This window comes from Serratia sp. BNK-12 (assembly GCF_047456085.1).
GTDB lineage: Bacteria > Pseudomonadota > Gammaproteobacteria > Enterobacterales > Enterobacteriaceae > Serratia > Serratia liquefaciens.
Genome location: NZ_CP179896.1, coordinates 3922056 through 3937975, shown reverse-complemented (window position 1 = coordinate 3937975; position 15920 = coordinate 3922056). Strand labels below are relative to the sequence as shown.

Here is a 15920-nt window from a genome sequence, read left to right as displayed (position 1 = left end):
CGCAGGCGAGGCATCAGTGCAGGATTTTCGCCAGGAAGTCCTTCGCCCGTTCGGACTCCGGATTGTTGAAGAAGTCGTCTTTATTACGGTCTTCGACGATTTTGCCTTCATCCATAAAGATCACCCGGTTCGCCACTTTACGGGCAAAGCCCATCTCGTGGGTTACCACCATCATGGTCATGCCTTCATTGGCCAGTTCGACCATAACGTCCAGCACTTCGTTGATCATTTCCGGATCGAGCGCCGAAGTGGGCTCATCGAACAGCATGGCGATAGGATCCATGCACAGCGCTCGGGCGATAGCCACGCGTTGCTGCTGGCCGCCGGAAAGCTGGCCGGGGAACTTGTTGGCGTGTGCGGTCAGGCCGACGCGCTCCAGCAGTTTCAGGCCTTTCTCGCGCGAGGCGTCTTTGTCGCGTTTGAGCACTTTCACCTGCGCCAGCGTCAGGTTATCGATGATCGACAGGTGCGGGAAAAGCTCGAAGTGCTGGAATACCATACCGACCTTGGAACGCAGCTGCGCCAGATTGGTTTTCTTGTCGTTGACCGGAGTACCGTTCACCAGGATATTGCCCTGCTGGATCGGCTCCAGACCGTTGACGGTTTTGATCAGGGTAGACTTGCCCGAGCCTGAAGGACCGCAGACCACCACCACCTCGCCTTTTTTTACTTCGGTGGTGCAATCGGTCAGAACCTGAAAGTGACCGTACCACTTAGAAACATTTTTCAGGGATATCATCAAACAGTCCTTTTCTTCAAATAGCTTACCAGCGCCGAGGCGGCGAGACTGATAACAAAGTAGACAAAGCCGGCAAACAGGATCATTTCAACCTGGGTGCCGTCGCGCTCGCCAATGGTCGAGGCGGTACGGAAGAAGTCAGCCAGGCTCAGTACGTACACCAGGGAGGTATCCTGGAACAGTACGATGCCCTGGGTCAGCAGCAGCGGCACCATGGCGCGGAACGCCTGCGGCAGGATCACCAGCTTCATTGACTGCCATTGGGTCATGCCCAGTGCCAGCGCGGCGGAGGACTGGCCGCGTGAGATGCTGATGATACCGGCGCGGATAATTTCCGAGTAATAAGCCGCTTCAAACAGGGAAAAGGCTACCATAGCCGAGATCAGGCGAATATCGGTTTTCGGCGACAGCCCTAGAACCTGTTGTAATAAGCTTGGAACCACCAGATAGAACCACAGCAGCACCATCACCAGCGGGACGGAGCGGAACAGGTTGACGTAAACGGCAGCGAACCAGCTGATCGGTTTGATGGGCGACAAGCGCATTACCGCCAGAACGGTTCCCCACAGAATACCGACGACGATGGCGGTCACGGTGATCTTCAGCGTGATCAACAGGCCCTGCAGCAGATAAGGGAAACTTGGGACAATCGATGCCCAGTCAAATTCGTACATTATTTACTCCCCAAGTTGCCGGGCAACTGCACTTTTCTCTCTACCAACCGCATAAACAGCATGATCACGGCGTTGATGGCGATATAGGCCAGCGTAATCGCGGTAAAGGATTCATAGGCATGCGCAGAGTAGTCCAGCAGTTTGCCGGCCTGGGCAGCCATGTCGACCAACCCGATAGTGGAAGCGATGGCAGAGTTTTTGACCAGGTTGAGCATTTCCGAGGTCATCGGCGGCACAATCACCCGGTAGGCATTCGGCAACAGCACGTAGCGGTAGGTTTGCGGCAGCGTCAGACCCATCGCCAACCCGGCCGCTCTTTGACCGCGCGGCAGTGACTGAATGGCAGCACGTACCTGCTCGCAGACGCGAGCGGCAGTAAACAGCCCGAGGCACAGCATCGAGGAAACAAAGAATTGCACGTTAGGATCGAGTTCGGTTTTGAACCACATGCCGATATTCGCCGGCAGCAGTTCCGGGATCACCAGATACCAGGTAAAGAATTGGACGATCAGCGGCACATTACGGAACAGTTCGACGTAACAGGTACCGAGAGTGGAAAGAAAGCGGTTGGGCACGGTACGCAAAATACCGAATAGCGAACCGACAAAGAAAGCGATAATCCATGCACAGACGGAGAGGGCTACCGTGACCTGAAAGCCGGACCAAATCCAGCCGAGGTAGGTGGTATTCCCAAACGGGGCCTGCTGCAGGAAGATACCCCAGTTCCAATCTATTGACATAACAAACTCCGTTAAGCGGGCGCAGAGCGCCTAAAGATTGATGACTATTCAACGCCGAGGGCGCCGCGGCCAGTCGGGCTGACTTATGTGTGCGGGCATCGGTAATGCGTTATGGGAAAAATACGGGAGGGGAACGGCCTCCCGTATTCCTGTCTGTCCCAGCCATCAACAGGGCTGGTTTGGCCTGGCGGCCGCCCCAGCTCTTGTTCTATTAGTTCAATGCTTTATCGTTAGGCTCTTTGAACAGTTGCTTCATGTCGTCGGACAGTTCGAAGTTCATGTTGAGGTTCTTCGGTGGAATAGGCTGTTTGAACCACTTATCAAACCATTTTGTTGCTTCGCCTGAAGTTTGAGCCTGAGCGATGGTGTCATCGACCAGTTTCTTGAACTCAGGATCGTCTTTACGCAGCATACAGCCGTAGGCTTCTTTCGACTGCGGTGTGCCCAGAATTTCCCATTGGTCCGGCTTCTTCGCTTTCGCGCGTTCACCCGCCAGCAGGGCGTCATCCATCATAAAGGCTACTGCACGACCGCTTTCCAGGGTACGGAAGGAGTCGCCGTGGTCTTTGGCGCTGATGATGCGCATGTTCATCTTGCCGCTGTCGTTCAGTTTATTGAGCAGCACTTCAGAGGTGGTGCCTGAGGTCACCACGACAGGTTTGCCCGCCAGATCCTTGAAGTCTTTGACGTCAGAGCCTTTTTTCACCAGCAGACGGGTACCGACCACGAAGATGGTATCAGAGAAGGCCGCCTGTTTTTGGCGTTCGAGGTTGTTGGTGGTCGAGCCGCATTCGAAGTCAAAGGTGCCGTTTTGCAGCAGCGGGATACGGTTCTGTGAGGTGATCGGCAGCATTTTGACCTGCAGATCAGGAGCGTTCAGTTTTTTCTTAACCGCTTCAACGATTTGGTTGGAGTAGTCCTGGGAGTAACCCACAACTTTTTGCTGGTTGTCGTAGTAGGAGAACGGCACTGACGATTCGCGGTGGCCGACAACGATCACGCCGTTGTCTTTGATTTTCTTCAGCGTACCGGTCAGTTCTTCCGCATGGGCTACGTTACCTGCCATACCGATCAGCAGTAACGATAACGCCAATTTACGCATTTGCATGGTCCAACTCCTTTGCTGTTGTGGTGGCTCAAATTCAAAGAGCATCAGATTCTAAATGGAGATTTATTGCTCAAGTATAAAGATAGTCTTAGAACACATAACCGTTAGAAAATAGCCGATTGTGAATGGATTGAAACTAAAATGTTTCTTTTTTTGAGACGCCACGCGCACCAAATTAATGCAACAAAACCCCAATGCACCTTTGTGGTGCCGGTCATGCTCTTGAGTTGTGCACAGGTGCGACAAAACGTCAGTAAAAGTAAATCGGCTCTCTATAACAGAGTAATTAAAGCAAGGAGTGTGCCAGAAGCATTGATTTGGCGACGCTTTATGCTAGTCGCGTGGGAGAGTGCGGCGTGGAAAGCTGCAAGGTGGATGAGGGAAACGGGGCGCTGACGGGCAGCGCCCCGGGGGGTTATTTACGGCGCAGGCCGAGGATCAACGCCAGGCCGCCAAGCAGCAGGGTGATTATCCACAATGGCGTGGCGCCAAAACGTGCATAAGGCGTTATGCCGGTGGTTGGTGTGACTTTCACCTCAAGTACCTTGCGGGTGAACTGAGGGATCTCTGCGATCACCTCACCGTTGGCGTCTACCGCGGCGGTGACGCCGTTATTGGTGCTGCGCAACAGAGGGCGACCCAGCTCCAGAGCACGCATGCGCGCCATCTGGAAGTGCTGCCATGGGCCGATGGAATGGCCGAACCAGGCGTCGTTGGAGATGGTCAGCAGGAAGTTGGTGTCCGGCCGGAAGTTGTCGCGTACCTGCTGGCCGAGAACAATCTCATAACAGATTGCCGCCGTCAGGTTATAGCCTTTCACGCTGAGTTGTGGCTGGACGTAGTCGCCACGACTGAATGAAGACATCGGTAAATCGAAGAACGGTGCCAGCGGGCGCAGCAGCGTTTCCAGCGGCACAAACTCGCCAAACGGCACCAGATGGTGCTTGTTATAGCGGTCCTTGGCCGGATAAACGTACGGCGTCGGCTCGCCCAGCACGATGGCGCTGTTGTAGATTTGCTGGCCCTGCGGCGTAGCACGCACATCAACAATACCGGTGATCAGGCTGCTGTTTTTGGCGCGCATCAGGTCATCCATCATGGTCAGGAAGCCGTTCTGGCTGGCTTCGTAATCCGGAATGGCAGACTCCGGCCAGATGATGATCGGCGCTTTGCCCATATAAGGACGCGTTTCGTCCAAATAGGTTTGCAAGGTGCTGACCAACGCTTTCGGATCCCACTTCATCGACTGAGCGATATTGCCCTGCACCATCGCGACGTTGACCGCCTTGTCCGGTTGCGGGGTAAACCAGTGCAGCTGGCGCAACGGCCACGGCAGCAACAGCAGTGCGACGGCAACTCCTGCCGCGGCGATCCGGCGTTGATTGACGGCGTACACCAACAGCCCGGCGATCGCCATCAGCATAAAGGTGATGGTATCTACCCCGAGCAACGGCGCCACGCCTTTCAGCGGGCCGTTAATCTGGCTGTAGCCAAATTGAAGCCAGGGGAAACCGGTCAGCACCCAGCCACGTAAAAACTCGGTGACTTGCCACAACACGGGGGCGGCAATCGCTAAACGGTACCAACTGGTGGTCGGCCACAGACGTGCCAGCAACCCGGCGAACAGCCCGGTATACAGCGACAGGTAAGCCGCCAGCAGCACGACCAGGAAAATGTTGATGGAGAAAGGCATGCCGCCGAAGTCGGCAATGCTGACGTAAACCCAGTTGATTCCCGTCCCGAACAGACCGAAACCCCAGCAAAAACCGAGCAAGGCAGACTGTTTGGTGGTGCGGTTCAGGGTTACGGCCAACAGGCCGAACAGAGAGACAAGGGCCGCCGGCCAGATATCGTAAGGGGAAAACGCCAGCGTGCCGCTGGCGCCGGTCAACAGCGCCAGCAGGGCGCGAACCCACTGGCGTTCAAGGAAAGAGGCTTTAGCCATGTTTGATTTATTCTTCCAGTTTCGGTTGCGGAGAATCGTCCGGAATTTTTACATGAACCTGGATGATACGTCGACTGTCCGCCATCGCAACTTTAAATAGGTAACCTTCGATTTCAATGGTTTCCCCGCGTGCAGGCAGGTGACCGAAGGCTTGCATCACCAGGCCGCCGATGGTGTCGACCTCGTCGTCGCTGAAGTGGGTGCCGAAGGCTTCGTTGAAGTCTTCAATCGGCGCCAGCGCTCGCACGGTATACATATGGCGGCTGAGCTGGCGGATATCCAGATCGTCTTCGTCGTCATATTCGTCTTCGATTTCGCCGACAATCAGTTCCAGAATATCTTCGATGGTGACCAGGCCGGACACGCCGCCGAACTCGTCAATGACAATCGCCATGTGATAACGCTGGGAGCGGAACTCCTTCAGCATCCGGTCTACTCGCTTGCTTTCAGGCACCACCACGGCGGTGCGCAGCACCTTGTCGATGCTGAATTCCTCGGATTCCGCGCGCATAAACGGCAGCAGATCCTTGGCCATCAGAATGCCTTCGATGTGATCTTTATCTTCGCTGATCACCGGGAAGCGCGAGTGGGCGGATTCAATGATCACGTCCAGGCACTCTTCCAGCGTTTGGTTACGCTTGAGCGTCACCATCTGGGAGCGCGGGATCATGATATCGCGCACGCGCTGCTCGGCGATATCCATCACGCCTTCCAGCATGTCTCGGGTATCGGGATCGATCAGGTCGTTTTGCTCGGAATCACGGATCAGCTCTACCAGATCGCCACGGTTTTTGGGTTCGCCGTGGAACAGCTGGTTAAGGATAAGAGTAAAGAACCCCTTCTTGGGACTGGGGCTGTCATTGCTTTGTGAATGGTCGTCGCTCATGGCGTTTTAGTTAATATCACTCATGTCAGAGTTAGGGGAGTCAGCGGCAGCCCCATACGGAGGCTGCGGGGAAATCAGCTGACGTCAGAGGGGGTCTTTTTCCGCCAGGTACGGGTCCGGGTAACCCAGTCCGTGCATGATTTCGGTTTCCAAAGACTCCATTTCTTCGGCTTCATCGTCTTCGATGTGGTCATACCCTAGCAGATGAAGGCTGCCATGGACAACCATATGCGCCCAGTGGGCCTCCAGCGCCTTCTCTTGCTCGATGGCTTCCTGTTCAACCACCTGACGGCAGATGATCAGATCGCCCAGCAGCGGCAGCTCGATACCCGGGGGAGCTTCGAACGGGAAAGACAGCACGTTGGTCGGTTTGTCTTTGCCGCGATAGGTCAGGTTCAACTCGTTACTTTCCGCTTCATCCACCAGGCGAATGGTGACCTCGGCCTCCTCCTGAAACTGCGGCAGCACGCCTTCCAGCCAGCGCTGGAAGGTGGCTTCATCCGGCAGGCCGTTGCTGTCTGCACAGGCAATCTGCAGATCCAAAATCACCTGACTCATGGTGTCTCCTGCTCGGAGGCGATGGTTGCCTCGCGTTTACGTTGTTCGGCAATCGCATCTTTGCGTTTTTGTTCGGCGGCTTCCCAGGCTTCATAAGCGATGACCACGCGGGCCACCACCGGATGGCGTACCACGTCTTCGCTATGGAAGAAATTGAAGCTCAGTTCTTCGACGTCAGAAAGCACTTCCACCGCGTGGCGCAGGCCGGATTTTTGGTTGCGCGGCAGGTCTATCTGCGTCACGTCACCGGTGATGACCGCCTTGGAGTTGAAGCCAATACGCGTCAGGAACATCTTCATCTGTTCGATGGTGGTGTTCTGGCTCTCGTCGAGGATGATAAACGCGTCGTTCAACGTACGGCCGCGCATATAGGCCAGCGGAGCGACTTCTATCACGTTACGTTCGATCAGCTTCTCCACGCGCTCAAAGCCCAGCATTTCGAACAGGGCGTCATACAGCGGGCGCAGGTAAGGATCGACCTTCTGGCTCAGATCCCCCGGCAGGAAGCCCAGTTTTTCACCGGCTTCAACCGCTGGACGGGTCAGCAGAATGCGGCGGATCTCCTGGCGTTCCAATGCGTCCACCGCAGCGGCAACCGCCAGATAGGTCTTGCCGGTACCGGCCGGGCCGATGCCGAAGGTGATGTCGTGATCGAGAATATTGGCAATGTATTGCGCCTGATTCGGCGTGCGCGGTTTCACCATGCCGCGTTTGGTTTTGATGGTCACCGCCTTGCCGTAATCCGGCACGCTGTCGGCAACCTGTTCCAGCACCCGGCTTTCTTTGATCGCTAAATGGATCTGCTCCGGGTCGATATCCGGGATCACGCCGCGAATGGGGGCGGTGTCCACATACAGATGGCGCAAGATATCGGCGGCGGCAACCACGCACGGGTTCTTGCCGACCAGCTTGAAACGGTTGTCACGGCGGTTGATCTCAATGCCCAACCGGCGTTCGAGTTGTTTGATATTGTCATCAAACGGGCCGCACAGGCTGAGCAATCGCTTATTGTCTGCCGGCTCTAACAAAATTTCTTGTGTTGCGACGTTCAAACTATTCCTCAAGGCTCATATCGGGCCTGGTTGGTTTTCGGTACGCGCGTCCAGGGCCAAGCCTGAACTCTCTACCTTGAATTATTCATGGTGCGCCGCACTGGCGCAAGTTTACCCATGATCTATCTGTGCGTCGGCGGCAAAATTCAAGGGTCGAAGGAGGAAAAACGCGGCCAAAACAGCCGCGTAATGCTTGGGAGATTCAGGGCTGGCGATCAGTTCTTTTTCACGAATTCGGATTTCAGCTTCATCGGGCCAAAGCCATCGATCTTGCAGTCGATGTTGTGGTCACCTTCCACCAGGCGGATGTTCTTCACTTTAGTGCCGATTTTCAGCATGGAAGAGCTGCCTTTGACCTTGAGGTCTTTCACTACGGTCACGGCGTCGCCGTCGGCCAGCAGGTTGCCGTTGGCGTCTTTGACAATCAGCGTATCGCTGTCGTCCGTCGGCGCGCTGTCGCTCCACTCGTGGGCGCACTCAGGGCAGATAAACAGGTTGTTATCCTGGTAGGTGTATTCGGAGTTGCATTTCGGGCAGTGTGGGAGTTGCATGTTATGTCGCCTCTTAATCAAAAAAATAAAAAAAAGAAAATGGCCGGGCATCGAGACCCGGCTGATAAGTCATAAGGATAATCGCTGACGTGGCGTCGGGCGCCACGGCTTACTGCACTGCGGAGAGGGCGTCAGGGCTGATAAATGCCGACGCCCAGCGCGTTCTCTTTTCGGGTTCTGGCGATGACTGACTGCGGGGATTCATGCACGCGCAGGTCCATCTGCTGTTCGGTACGCACCACTGCGCCACGCAGTGTGTTGGTCAAAACCTCGGTGATTTCCACATCAACGAACTGACCGATCATATCCGGCGTGCCTTCAAAGTTCACCACGCGGTTGCAGGCTGTCCGGCCCGCCAGTTCCATCACGCTTTTGCGGGAAGTGCCTTCCACCAAAATACGCTGTACGGTTCCGAGCATTCGGCGGCTGAACTGCAGCACCTGCTGGTTGATGCGATCCTGCAGGATGTACAGACGCTGTTTCTTTTCCTCTTCGATGACGTCATCGACCATATCGGCCGCCGGTGTGCCAGGGCGGGACGAGTAGATAAAGCTGAAGCTGGTATCAAAGTTGATCTCGGCAATCAGATTCATGGTCTGTTCGAAATCGGCCTGGGTTTCACCCGGGAAGCCGATAATAAAATCGGAGCTGAGCTGGATGTCCGGCCGCGCCTTGCGCAGCTTGCGAATGATCGCTTTGTATTCCAACGCGGTATGCGCGCGCTTCATCATGGTCAGTATACGGTCTGAGCCGCTTTGTACCGGCAGATGCAGGAAGCTCACCAGCTCCGGCGTGTCTTCATAAACCGCGATGATATCGTCGGTGAATTCGATCGGATGGCTGGTGGTGAAACGGATGCGGTCGATACCGTCGATGGCCGCCACCAGGCGCAGCAGTTCGGCAAACGAGCAAATTTCGCCGTCGTAAGTCGCGCCGCGATAGGCGTTGACGTTCTGGCCGAGCAGGTTGACTTCGCGTACGCCCTGCGCCGCCAGTTGGGCGACTTCAAACAGGACGTCATCGCTTGGGCGGCTGACTTCTTCACCGCGGGTATAAGGCACCACGCAGAAGGTACAGTACTTGTTGCAGCCTTCCATGATGGAGACGAAGGCGGTAGGGCCTTCGGCACGCGGTTCCGGCAGGCGATCGAATTTTTCGATTTCCGGAAAGCTGATGTCGACGATGGGGCTGCGGGTGCCCTGCACGTGGTTGAGCATTTCCGGCAGGCGGTGCAGGGTCTGCGGCCCGAACACGACGTCGACGCAGGGCGCGCGGCTGCGAATGTGTTCGCCTTCCTGTGAGGCCACGCAGCCACCGACGCCGATGATCAGCGCCGGGTTCTTTTCTTTCAGCAGTTTCCAACGCCCTAACATGGCGAAAACTTTTTCCTGCGCTTTCTCGCGGATCGAGCAGGTATTCAGCAGCAGCACGTCCGCTTCTTCAGCGTTGTCGGTCCATTGGTAACCGTGTGTGCTTCCCAGTAAGTCCGCCATTTTCGATGAATCATATTCATTCATCTGGCAGCCCCAGGTTTTGATATGTAGTTTTTTGGTCATTGACTTGCCATTACTCAGTGCGGACGAAAGTTGCGATACGCGACATGCAGGGCGCTTATTGTAAACATTTGACGCCGTTGTGACCAGCGCGGGGAAAACACCATGCGACCTGAAGCCAAATTAAAAATCCGTTACACTGGAGCCAAACGCCATGCCGGTGGGAATGGCGATAATTCACTAAGAAAACATAGCCAATATGAACGTATCTCAAAAACGGTATGACGCCGTGGTGGTAGGCGGCGGAATGGTCGGCGCGGCCGCCGCATTGGGGCTGGCGCAGGCCGGTTGGTCGGTGGCCTTGCTGGAACATCAGGCGCCGCAGGCGTTCGATGCGCAAAGCCCGCCGGATCTGCGTATTTCCGCCATCGGCTGCACCTCGGTGGGGTTGCTGAAACAACTCGGCGCCTGGCCGGCGGTGCAAGCGATGCGCTCGGCGCCTTACCGCCGATTGGAAACCTGGGAGTGGGCCTCTTCACGGGTAGCGTTTGACGCCGCCTCGCTCGGCCTGCCGGAGCTGGGTTTTATGGTAGAAAACCGTATTTTGCAACTGGCGCTCTGGCAACAGCTGGAGCAGTGCGAAAATCTGACGCTCTATTGCCCCGCCAGGCTGCGTTCGCTGCAGCGGAATGACGACCACTGGCAAGTGACGCTGGACTCTTCACAGACGCTACAAGCACGTTTGGTAGTGGGGGCCGATGGAGCCAACTCGCAGGTGCGCAATTTGGCCGCTATCGGTACCAGCGGCTGGCAGTACCGCCAGTCCTGCATGCTGATCACCGTCGATACCGGCGAGCCGCAGCAAGATACGACCTGGCAGCAGTTTTTCCCTTCCGGTCCCCGGGCTTTCCTGCCGTTGTATGATCAATGGGCCTCGCTGGTGTGGTACGACAGCCCGCAGCGCATCCGCCAGCTGCAGGCGATGCCGCCAGCGCAGCTTGAGAAAGAGATCGCCGAAGCCTTTCCTGCCCGCTTAGGGGAAGTGAAGGTGCATGCGGCCGGATCTTTCCCGTTAGCGCGCCGCCATGCGCAACGCTACGTGTTGCCGGGGTTGGTGTTGCTCGGTGACGCGGCACATACCATCAACCCGTTAGCCGGGCAGGGAGTAAACCTGGGGTATCGTGACGTAGAAGCCTTGCTGGCGGTTTTGTGTGATGCACGCGAGTTGGGTGAAGACTGGAGCAGCGAAGCGGTGCTGATGCGTTATCAGCGTCGCCGTCGCACCGATAACTTGCTGATGCAAAGTGGTATGGATCTGTTTTATACCGCTTTCAGCAATAATTTGTCGCCGCTTTGCGTGGCGCGCAATATTGCGTTGATGGCGGCCCAGCGGGCGGGCAAGTTGAAGGAACATGCGCTGAAATACGCGCTGGGGCTGTAGGCAGCCCTTCCTACAAGGGCGCAGTTCAATGTCGCGCCCTTATTCATTCTGTCTCGCCAAATTCCAGATAGCAAAAAGCCCGCCGAAGCGGGCTTTTCTAAATGTGGCTGGGGTGCCAGGATTCGAACCTGGGTATGCTGGTATCAGAAACCAGAGCCTTACCGCTTGGCGACACCCCAATGGTGTAACAGTAAAATATGGTGGCTACGACGGGATTTGAACCTGTGACCCCATCATTATGAGTGATGTGCTCTAACCAGCTGAGCTACGTAGCCATTTTTCGATATTTTACTTTAAAAGTCAACAGCATTGGTATGGCTGGGGTACCTGGATTCGAACCAGGGAATGCTGGTATCAAAAACCAGTGCCTTACCGCTTGGCGATACCCCATCAACACGTTTAACTTTTTTTGCAACATCCCCATCCTAAAAAAGATGGCTGGGGTACCTGGATTCGAACCAGGGAATGCCGGTATCAAAAACCGGTGCCTTACCGCTTGGCGATACCCCACCTGTTGCCTGCAACTCGATGAAAAGAAATGGTGCGGGAGGCGAGACTTGAACTCGCACACCTTGCGGCGCTAGAACCTAAATCTAGTGCGTCTACCAATTTCGCCACTCCCGCAAAAAAGATGGTGGCTACGACGGGATTTGAACCTGTGACCCCATCATTATGAGTGATGTGCTCTAACCAGCTGAGCTACGTAGCCATCTTTTTTCGCGCAACCTTCATCGGCGTTGCGGGGCGCATTATGCGTATATGGCCGTTTTGCGTCAACAAGTTTTTTCCCGAAAAAGCGGCTGGATGTGTCGTTTGTCTGGGTTGTGAACAGTATGGCGATAAAAGCATCAATTCAGGCAATTAATGGTTGAAAACATCAGCAAAAAGGCGGACCCGGAGGTCCGCCTTGAGACTGCTGACAAACATATAATGTTTGGCGGCAGGCGATAAAGGATTTGAAAATAAACCAGGAAAATCAATTTATTGATTTTCGGCTAAGAACACAAAGGGGGAAAAACCACGCTTTTATCCCCCTTTGTCAATAATCTGAAGGCGGGCCCGGAGGCCCGCCTTGGGGAGAAAACCCGGCGTGATTATTTGTAGGCGGACTGGTGAACGCCGACTGCACGACCAGAAGGATCGTCCATTTTCTTGAATGACTCGTCCCATTCGATGGCTTTGGCTGAGGAACAGGCCACTGACGGGCCGCCAGGCACGCATTCTGCCGCGCTTGGCAGCGGGAACAGCTCTTCGAAAATTTCGCGATACAGGTAGCCTTCTTTGGAGCTCGGCGTGTTGTACGGGAAACGGAAACGTGCGGTTTCGAGCTGTTGATCGCTGATCTGCTTGGCAGCGACCTCTTTCAGCGTGTCAATCCAGCTGTAACCCACGCCGTCGGAGAACTGCTCTTTCTGGCGCCAGGCGACGCTGGCCGGCAGATAGGACTCAAAACATTCGCGCAGGATATGTTTTTCCATTTTGCCATTGCCGCACATTTTGTCCTTAGGGTTGATGCGCATAGCCACGTCGAGGAATTTTTTATCCAGGAAGGGCACACGGGCTTCCACACCCCAGGCGGACATCGCCTTGTTGGCGCGCGCGCAGTCAAACATATGCAGTGCTAACAGTTTACGTACGGTTTCGTCGTGGAACTCACGGGCATCCGGCGCTTTATGGAAGTACAGGTAGCCGCCGAACACTTCGTCCGCGCCTTCGCCAGACAGCACCATCTTGATGCCCATCGCCTTGATCTTGCGTGACATCAGATACATCGGAGTGGAAGCGCGAATGGTGGTAACGTCATAGGTTTCGATGTGATAAATCACGTCGCGAATGGCGTCCAGACCTTCCTGTACGGTGAAGTGGATCTCATGGTGCACGGTGCCCAGGTGGTTTGCCACTTCCTGCGCGGCGCGCAGATCCGGTGAACCTTCCAGACCCACGGCGAAGGAGTGCAACTGTGGCCACCAGGCTTCGCTGCGCTCTTGATCTTCGACACGGCGTGCCGCGTACTTTTTGGTAATGGCGGAGATCACCGAAGAATCCAGGCCGCCGGACAGCAGGACGCCATAGGGTACGTCGGACATCAGGTGGCTTTTCACCGAGTCTTCCAGCGCGTTGCGCAGGGCATTGGCGTCGGTCACGTTGTCTTTAACGTTGTCGTAATCGAACCAGTCACGTTGATAATATTCGCGGATCTCGCCGTCCTGGCTCCACAGGTAGCTGCCCGCCGGGAATTCTTTAATGGTGCGGCAAACCGGCACCAACGCTTTCATTTCAGAGGCGACATACAGGTTGCCGAATTCGTCATGGCCCATGTACAGCGGGATAATGCCCAGATGGTCGCGGCCAATCAGGTAAGCGTCTTTCTCTGAATCGTACAGCGCGAAGGCGAACATCCCTTGCAGTTCGTCGAGGAAGTCAGGGCCTTTCTCCTGGTACAGCGCCAGAATCACTTCACAGTCGGAGCCGGTCTGGAATTGGTAGCGATCGCTAAACTGCTGGCGCAGCGCCTGATGGTTGTAGATCTCGCCGTTAACGGCCAGAACGTGGGTGTGCGCAGCGTTGTACAGCGGTTGGGCGCCATTGTTGACGTCGACAATCGACAGGCGCTCATGCACCAGGATGGCTTTATCGCTGGCGTAAACACCGGACCAATCCGGGCCGCGGTGGCGCATCAGACGGGACAGCTCCAGCGCTTTCTTACGCAATTCAACGGGATCGGACTTCAGATCGAGCACACCGAAAATAGAACACATATACCGACTCTCCTAACGACTTTTTTATACCTGTCATACTTCAAGTGGCTTGGGTGTTGGCTGCCTTCACTCACCCCTTGAGTAAGCTCCTGGGGCTTCGCTCAGTTGCCGCCGACAAGCAACTCGAATTATTTTGGGCATAGACTGTGATGTTGTATTTGCTGTTATAGGCAGCATGGCCGCTGCATCAACGATGGCGCGGTTTTGCTGCGTTGTGTTTATGAAAATGCGTCAAAACCGGCAGGGGATGCAAGCGTTTTAGCGCTGCGCCGAAAAATAGTTGTTTGGGGGAGGGTAAAAATTAGCGGATGTTCAGTTAAATGATATAAAAATTGATGAATATTCATTTTTTATATCAATGGATGAGTTGCCGGGTAATTTTACCGGCAACTCATTGCCGACTATCAGGCGATCAACTGCCACAGGGTGAAGGCCGCATCCGGCGTCCATCCCGCATTGGAGGTGTGCGCCTGCAGGCAGGTGTATTTCTTGCCTTTATACGTCACCACGTCACCGGCCTTATAGCTGTGGTTGTTCTGCCACTCGGCCACGCCCGGATCGGGAGGCGTACCGCCGTTCGAGGTTTTAACTGCCAGCGCACTGCTTGGCAGCGACGTATTGCCTTGGTTGTCGGTGGCGGTGACAAAATAGCTGTACTGAGTGGCTGCCGTCAGGCCGCTGTCCTGCAGCGACAGGCCACCGGTTTGGCCAATGGCGCTGCCGTTACGGTAAACCGTATAATGGCTAATCGGTTTGACGCTGCTTGCCGCAGCCCAGTTCAACGTCAGCGACGTTGCGGTAATCGCGCTGGCGTTCAGCGCGGTAGGCGCTTCAGGCTTTCCCGGCGGCGGGGTGACTCCTCCCTGGATCAGCGCGGCATAACGAGTTTTGAATTCCCAGTTATAGGCCACGCCAGCCTTACTCTTGCCATTGTCCCAGTTCACCGACCAGGTCATCAGGCCCTTGATCGACAAGCTTTTGGCGTCAAGGCGCGCGAAAGCGTTATAGACCGCCTGTTTGTCGACCACATAACCGGTGGCGGCGGCATCATTGTTGGTAGGTAAACCGATCACAAATTTGGATGCCGGGATTTTGGTGTAGCCGCGGGTGCCGGTAACCAGGCTTTCAGTCAGGTAATACAGAAAGTCTTCTTTCATCGCGTCGTTATTCTGGGTGATCCAGGCGCCTTTGCCGCCATTGGCTTCATCGACCCAAATACCGTCACCGCCCTGGTTATAATATTGCGGTGCAATAAAGTCATAAAACCCTTCGAGAGCGGTAATATAATCCAGGTAAGTCCCGTTAGTCCGCAAATAAGGGAATTCTGGCGCCATGCTGACAATAAAGTTTTTACCTTCGGCGGCATAATGCGCTTTTACTTTTTTCAGTGCGGCAGGCAAAACGGTTTTATTATTGGCTGCACCGATAGCCGCCTGTTCCAGATCGATATCCAGACCGTCAAAACCGTAGGTTTCCACCAGACGGATAATTTCATTGCTCAGTTTGTCTTCATCGCCGGTTTTCAATTCGATATGCGCGTCGGCGCCGCCCAGAGAAATCAGTACCGCGCGGCCCTGGCTGTTCAATACGCCGACCTGGCGACGGAACTCGGCATCGGACAGGTTGTAAGGCTTGAAGGTTGGGATACCCACGCCCTTCATAAAGGCTACGGCCACTACGTTATATTCGGCCGGGATGTCGGTCAGGTTCATATTGGCGAATTGGCCCTGCTGATAACCGTCACTGGCGCCGGCGGCCCAGTTGTGCCAAAAACCCATCATGATTTTTTTATTGGACATATCCGGCATGGCGGCTGCGTCATCTGCAGCTTGTGCATTGATAATGTTATCGGAGCTCATAGTAACCTCGTTATTTTAGGTAAGATTAATTCCACACGCCGTCAATAGGGATTATTGGCGGGGCGTAAATACATAGTGCGGATTTTTAACGAGGGCGGGGTGAAACCTTTTCGCG

Annotated in this window: 13 protein-coding genes and 6 tRNA genes; 1 reads left to right on the top strand and 18 read right to left on the bottom strand. The window is 55.1% G+C overall.

What is annotated here, in order from left to right; translation table 11 throughout:
* Positions 1-13: 13 nt before the first annotated feature.
* From ACMGG1_RS18370 to miaB, 10 genes are all read right to left on the bottom strand, one after another.
* Complete coding sequence (locus tag ACMGG1_RS18370) at positions 14-739, bottom strand: amino acid ABC transporter ATP-binding protein (protein ID WP_020825626.1); 726 nt, start codon at positions 737-739, stop codon at positions 14-16.
* Positions 739-1413, bottom strand: a complete 675-nt coding sequence (gene gltK / locus ACMGG1_RS18365) for a glutamate/aspartate ABC transporter permease GltK (protein ID WP_020825627.1) — start codon at positions 1411-1413, stop codon at positions 739-741. Before gltK ends, ACMGG1_RS18370 begins: the two co-directional genes overlap by 1 nt.
* A complete protein-coding gene (locus tag ACMGG1_RS18360) occupies positions 1413-2153 on the bottom strand; it encodes an amino acid ABC transporter permease (RefSeq protein ID WP_017891917.1) in 741 nt (246 codons plus the stop codon). The genes gltK and ACMGG1_RS18360 overlap by 1 nt, the downstream gene beginning before the upstream one ends.
* 211 nt (positions 2154-2364) lie before the next feature.
* Positions 2365-3261 (bottom strand): amino acid ABC transporter substrate-binding protein, encoded by an 897-nt coding sequence (locus tag ACMGG1_RS18355; RefSeq protein WP_020825628.1) that lies wholly within the window; start codon positions 3259-3261, stop codon positions 2365-2367.
* A 415-nt stretch (positions 3262-3676) separates the two neighbouring features.
* Positions 3677-5206, bottom strand: a complete 1530-nt coding sequence (lnt, locus tag ACMGG1_RS18350; protein ID WP_046374286.1) for an apolipoprotein N-acyltransferase — start codon at positions 5204-5206, stop codon at positions 3677-3679.
* Between the two features lie 7 nt (positions 5207-5213).
* Positions 5214-6092: a CNNM family magnesium/cobalt transport protein CorC gene (gene corC / locus ACMGG1_RS18345; RefSeq protein ID WP_012005653.1), complete on the bottom strand. Its 879-nt coding sequence runs from the start codon at positions 6090-6092 to the stop codon at positions 5214-5216.
* 84 nt (positions 6093-6176) lie between these two features.
* The gene (gene ybeY, locus ACMGG1_RS18340; RefSeq protein WP_115059640.1) at positions 6177-6650 is read right to left on the bottom strand and encodes an rRNA maturation RNase YbeY; all 474 of its coding nucleotides are present in this window, start codon (positions 6648-6650) and stop codon (positions 6177-6179) included.
* Positions 6647-7702: a PhoH family protein gene (locus tag ACMGG1_RS18335; protein WP_020825631.1), complete on the bottom strand. Its 1056-nt coding sequence runs from the start codon at positions 7700-7702 to the stop codon at positions 6647-6649. The genes ybeY and ACMGG1_RS18335 overlap by 4 nt, the downstream gene beginning before the upstream one ends.
* Positions 7703-7917: 215 nt before the next feature.
* A complete protein-coding gene (locus ACMGG1_RS18330; RefSeq protein ID WP_414160918.1) occupies positions 7918-8253 on the bottom strand; it encodes a zinc ribbon domain-containing protein YjdM in 336 nt (111 codons plus the stop codon).
* Between the two features lie 131 nt (positions 8254-8384).
* Complete coding sequence (miaB, locus tag ACMGG1_RS18325; protein WP_414160917.1) at positions 8385-9809, bottom strand: tRNA (N6-isopentenyl adenosine(37)-C2)-methylthiotransferase MiaB; 1425 nt, start codon at positions 9807-9809, stop codon at positions 8385-8387.
* Between the two features lie 196 nt (positions 9810-10005).
* Here miaB and ubiF point away from each other — a divergent pair, with 196 nt between their 5' ends.
* Complete coding sequence (gene ubiF / locus ACMGG1_RS18320) at positions 10006-11187, top strand: 3-demethoxyubiquinol 3-hydroxylase (RefSeq protein WP_046374283.1); 1182 nt, start codon at positions 10006-10008, stop codon at positions 11185-11187.
* Positions 11188-11291: 104 nt separating this feature from the next.
* Here the strand turns inward: ubiF and ACMGG1_RS18315 are convergent.
* The 8 genes from ACMGG1_RS18315 to ACMGG1_RS18280 form a co-directional block, all read right to left on the bottom strand.
* Positions 11292-11366, bottom strand: a tRNA-Gln gene (locus ACMGG1_RS18315).
* A gap of 19 nt (positions 11367-11385) precedes the next feature.
* Positions 11386-11462, bottom strand: a tRNA-Met gene (locus ACMGG1_RS18310).
* A gap of 40 nt (positions 11463-11502) precedes the next feature.
* Positions 11503-11577, bottom strand: a tRNA-Gln gene (locus ACMGG1_RS18305).
* Positions 11578-11622: 45 nt separating this feature from the next.
* A tRNA-Gln gene (locus ACMGG1_RS18300) sits at positions 11623-11697 on the bottom strand.
* A gap of 29 nt (positions 11698-11726) precedes the next feature.
* Positions 11727-11811 (bottom strand) — tRNA-Leu (locus ACMGG1_RS18295).
* Positions 11812-11819: 8 nt separating this feature from the next.
* Positions 11820-11896: transfer RNA gene (locus tag ACMGG1_RS18290), tRNA-Met, on the bottom strand.
* A 385-nt stretch (positions 11897-12281) separates the two neighbouring features.
* On the bottom strand, positions 12282-13946 hold the full coding sequence (asnB, locus tag ACMGG1_RS18285; protein WP_020825635.1) for an asparagine synthase B: 1665 nt from the start codon (positions 13944-13946) through the stop codon (positions 12282-12284).
* Positions 13947-14350: 404 nt separating this feature from the next.
* Entirely contained in the window at positions 14351-15805 is a 1455-nt protein-coding gene (locus tag ACMGG1_RS18280; protein ID WP_414160916.1) for a carbohydrate-binding protein, read from the bottom strand.
* Positions 15806-15920 lie beyond the last annotated feature (115 nt).

What these genes read in the sequence shown, in the direction of transcription:
- ACMGG1_RS18370 (WP_020825626.1), bottom strand. Translation starts at nt 739, where the DNA reads ATGATATCCCTGAAAAATGTTTCTAAGTGGTACGGTCACTTTCAGGTT.
- gltK (WP_020825627.1), bottom strand. Translation starts at nt 1,413, where the DNA reads ATGTACGAATTTGACTGGGCATCGATTGTCCCAAGTTTCCCTTATCTG.
- ACMGG1_RS18360 (WP_017891917.1), bottom strand. Translation starts at nt 2,153, where the DNA reads ATGTCAATAGATTGGAACTGGGGTATCTTCCTGCAGCAGGCCCCGTTT.
- ACMGG1_RS18355 (WP_020825628.1), bottom strand. Translation starts at nt 3,261, where the DNA reads ATGCAAATGCGTAAATTGGCGTTATCGTTACTGCTGATCGGTATGGCA.
- lnt (WP_046374286.1), bottom strand. Translation starts at nt 5,206, where the DNA reads ATGGCTAAAGCCTCTTTCCTTGAACGCCAGTGGGTTCGCGCCCTGCTG.
- corC (WP_012005653.1), bottom strand. Translation starts at nt 6,092, where the DNA reads ATGAGCGACGACCATTCACAAAGCAATGACAGCCCCAGTCCCAAGAAG.
- ybeY (WP_115059640.1), bottom strand. Translation starts at nt 6,650, where the DNA reads ATGAGTCAGGTGATTTTGGATCTGCAGATTGCCTGTGCAGACAGCAAC.
- ACMGG1_RS18330 (WP_414160918.1), bottom strand. Translation starts at nt 8,253, where the DNA reads ATGCAACTCCCACACTGCCCGAAATGCAACTCCGAATACACCTACCAG.
- miaB (WP_414160917.1), bottom strand. Translation starts at nt 9,809, where the DNA reads ATGACCAAAAAACTACATATCAAAACCTGGGGCTGCCAGATGAATGAA.
- ubiF (WP_046374283.1), top strand. Translation starts at nt 10,006, where the DNA reads ATGAACGTATCTCAAAAACGGTATGACGCCGTGGTGGTAGGCGGCGGA.
- asnB (WP_020825635.1), bottom strand. Translation starts at nt 13,946, where the DNA reads ATGTGTTCTATTTTCGGTGTGCTCGATCTGAAGTCCGATCCCGTTGAA.
- ACMGG1_RS18280 (WP_414160916.1), bottom strand. Translation starts at nt 15,805, where the DNA reads ATGAGCTCCGATAACATTATCAATGCACAAGCTGCAGATGACGCAGCC.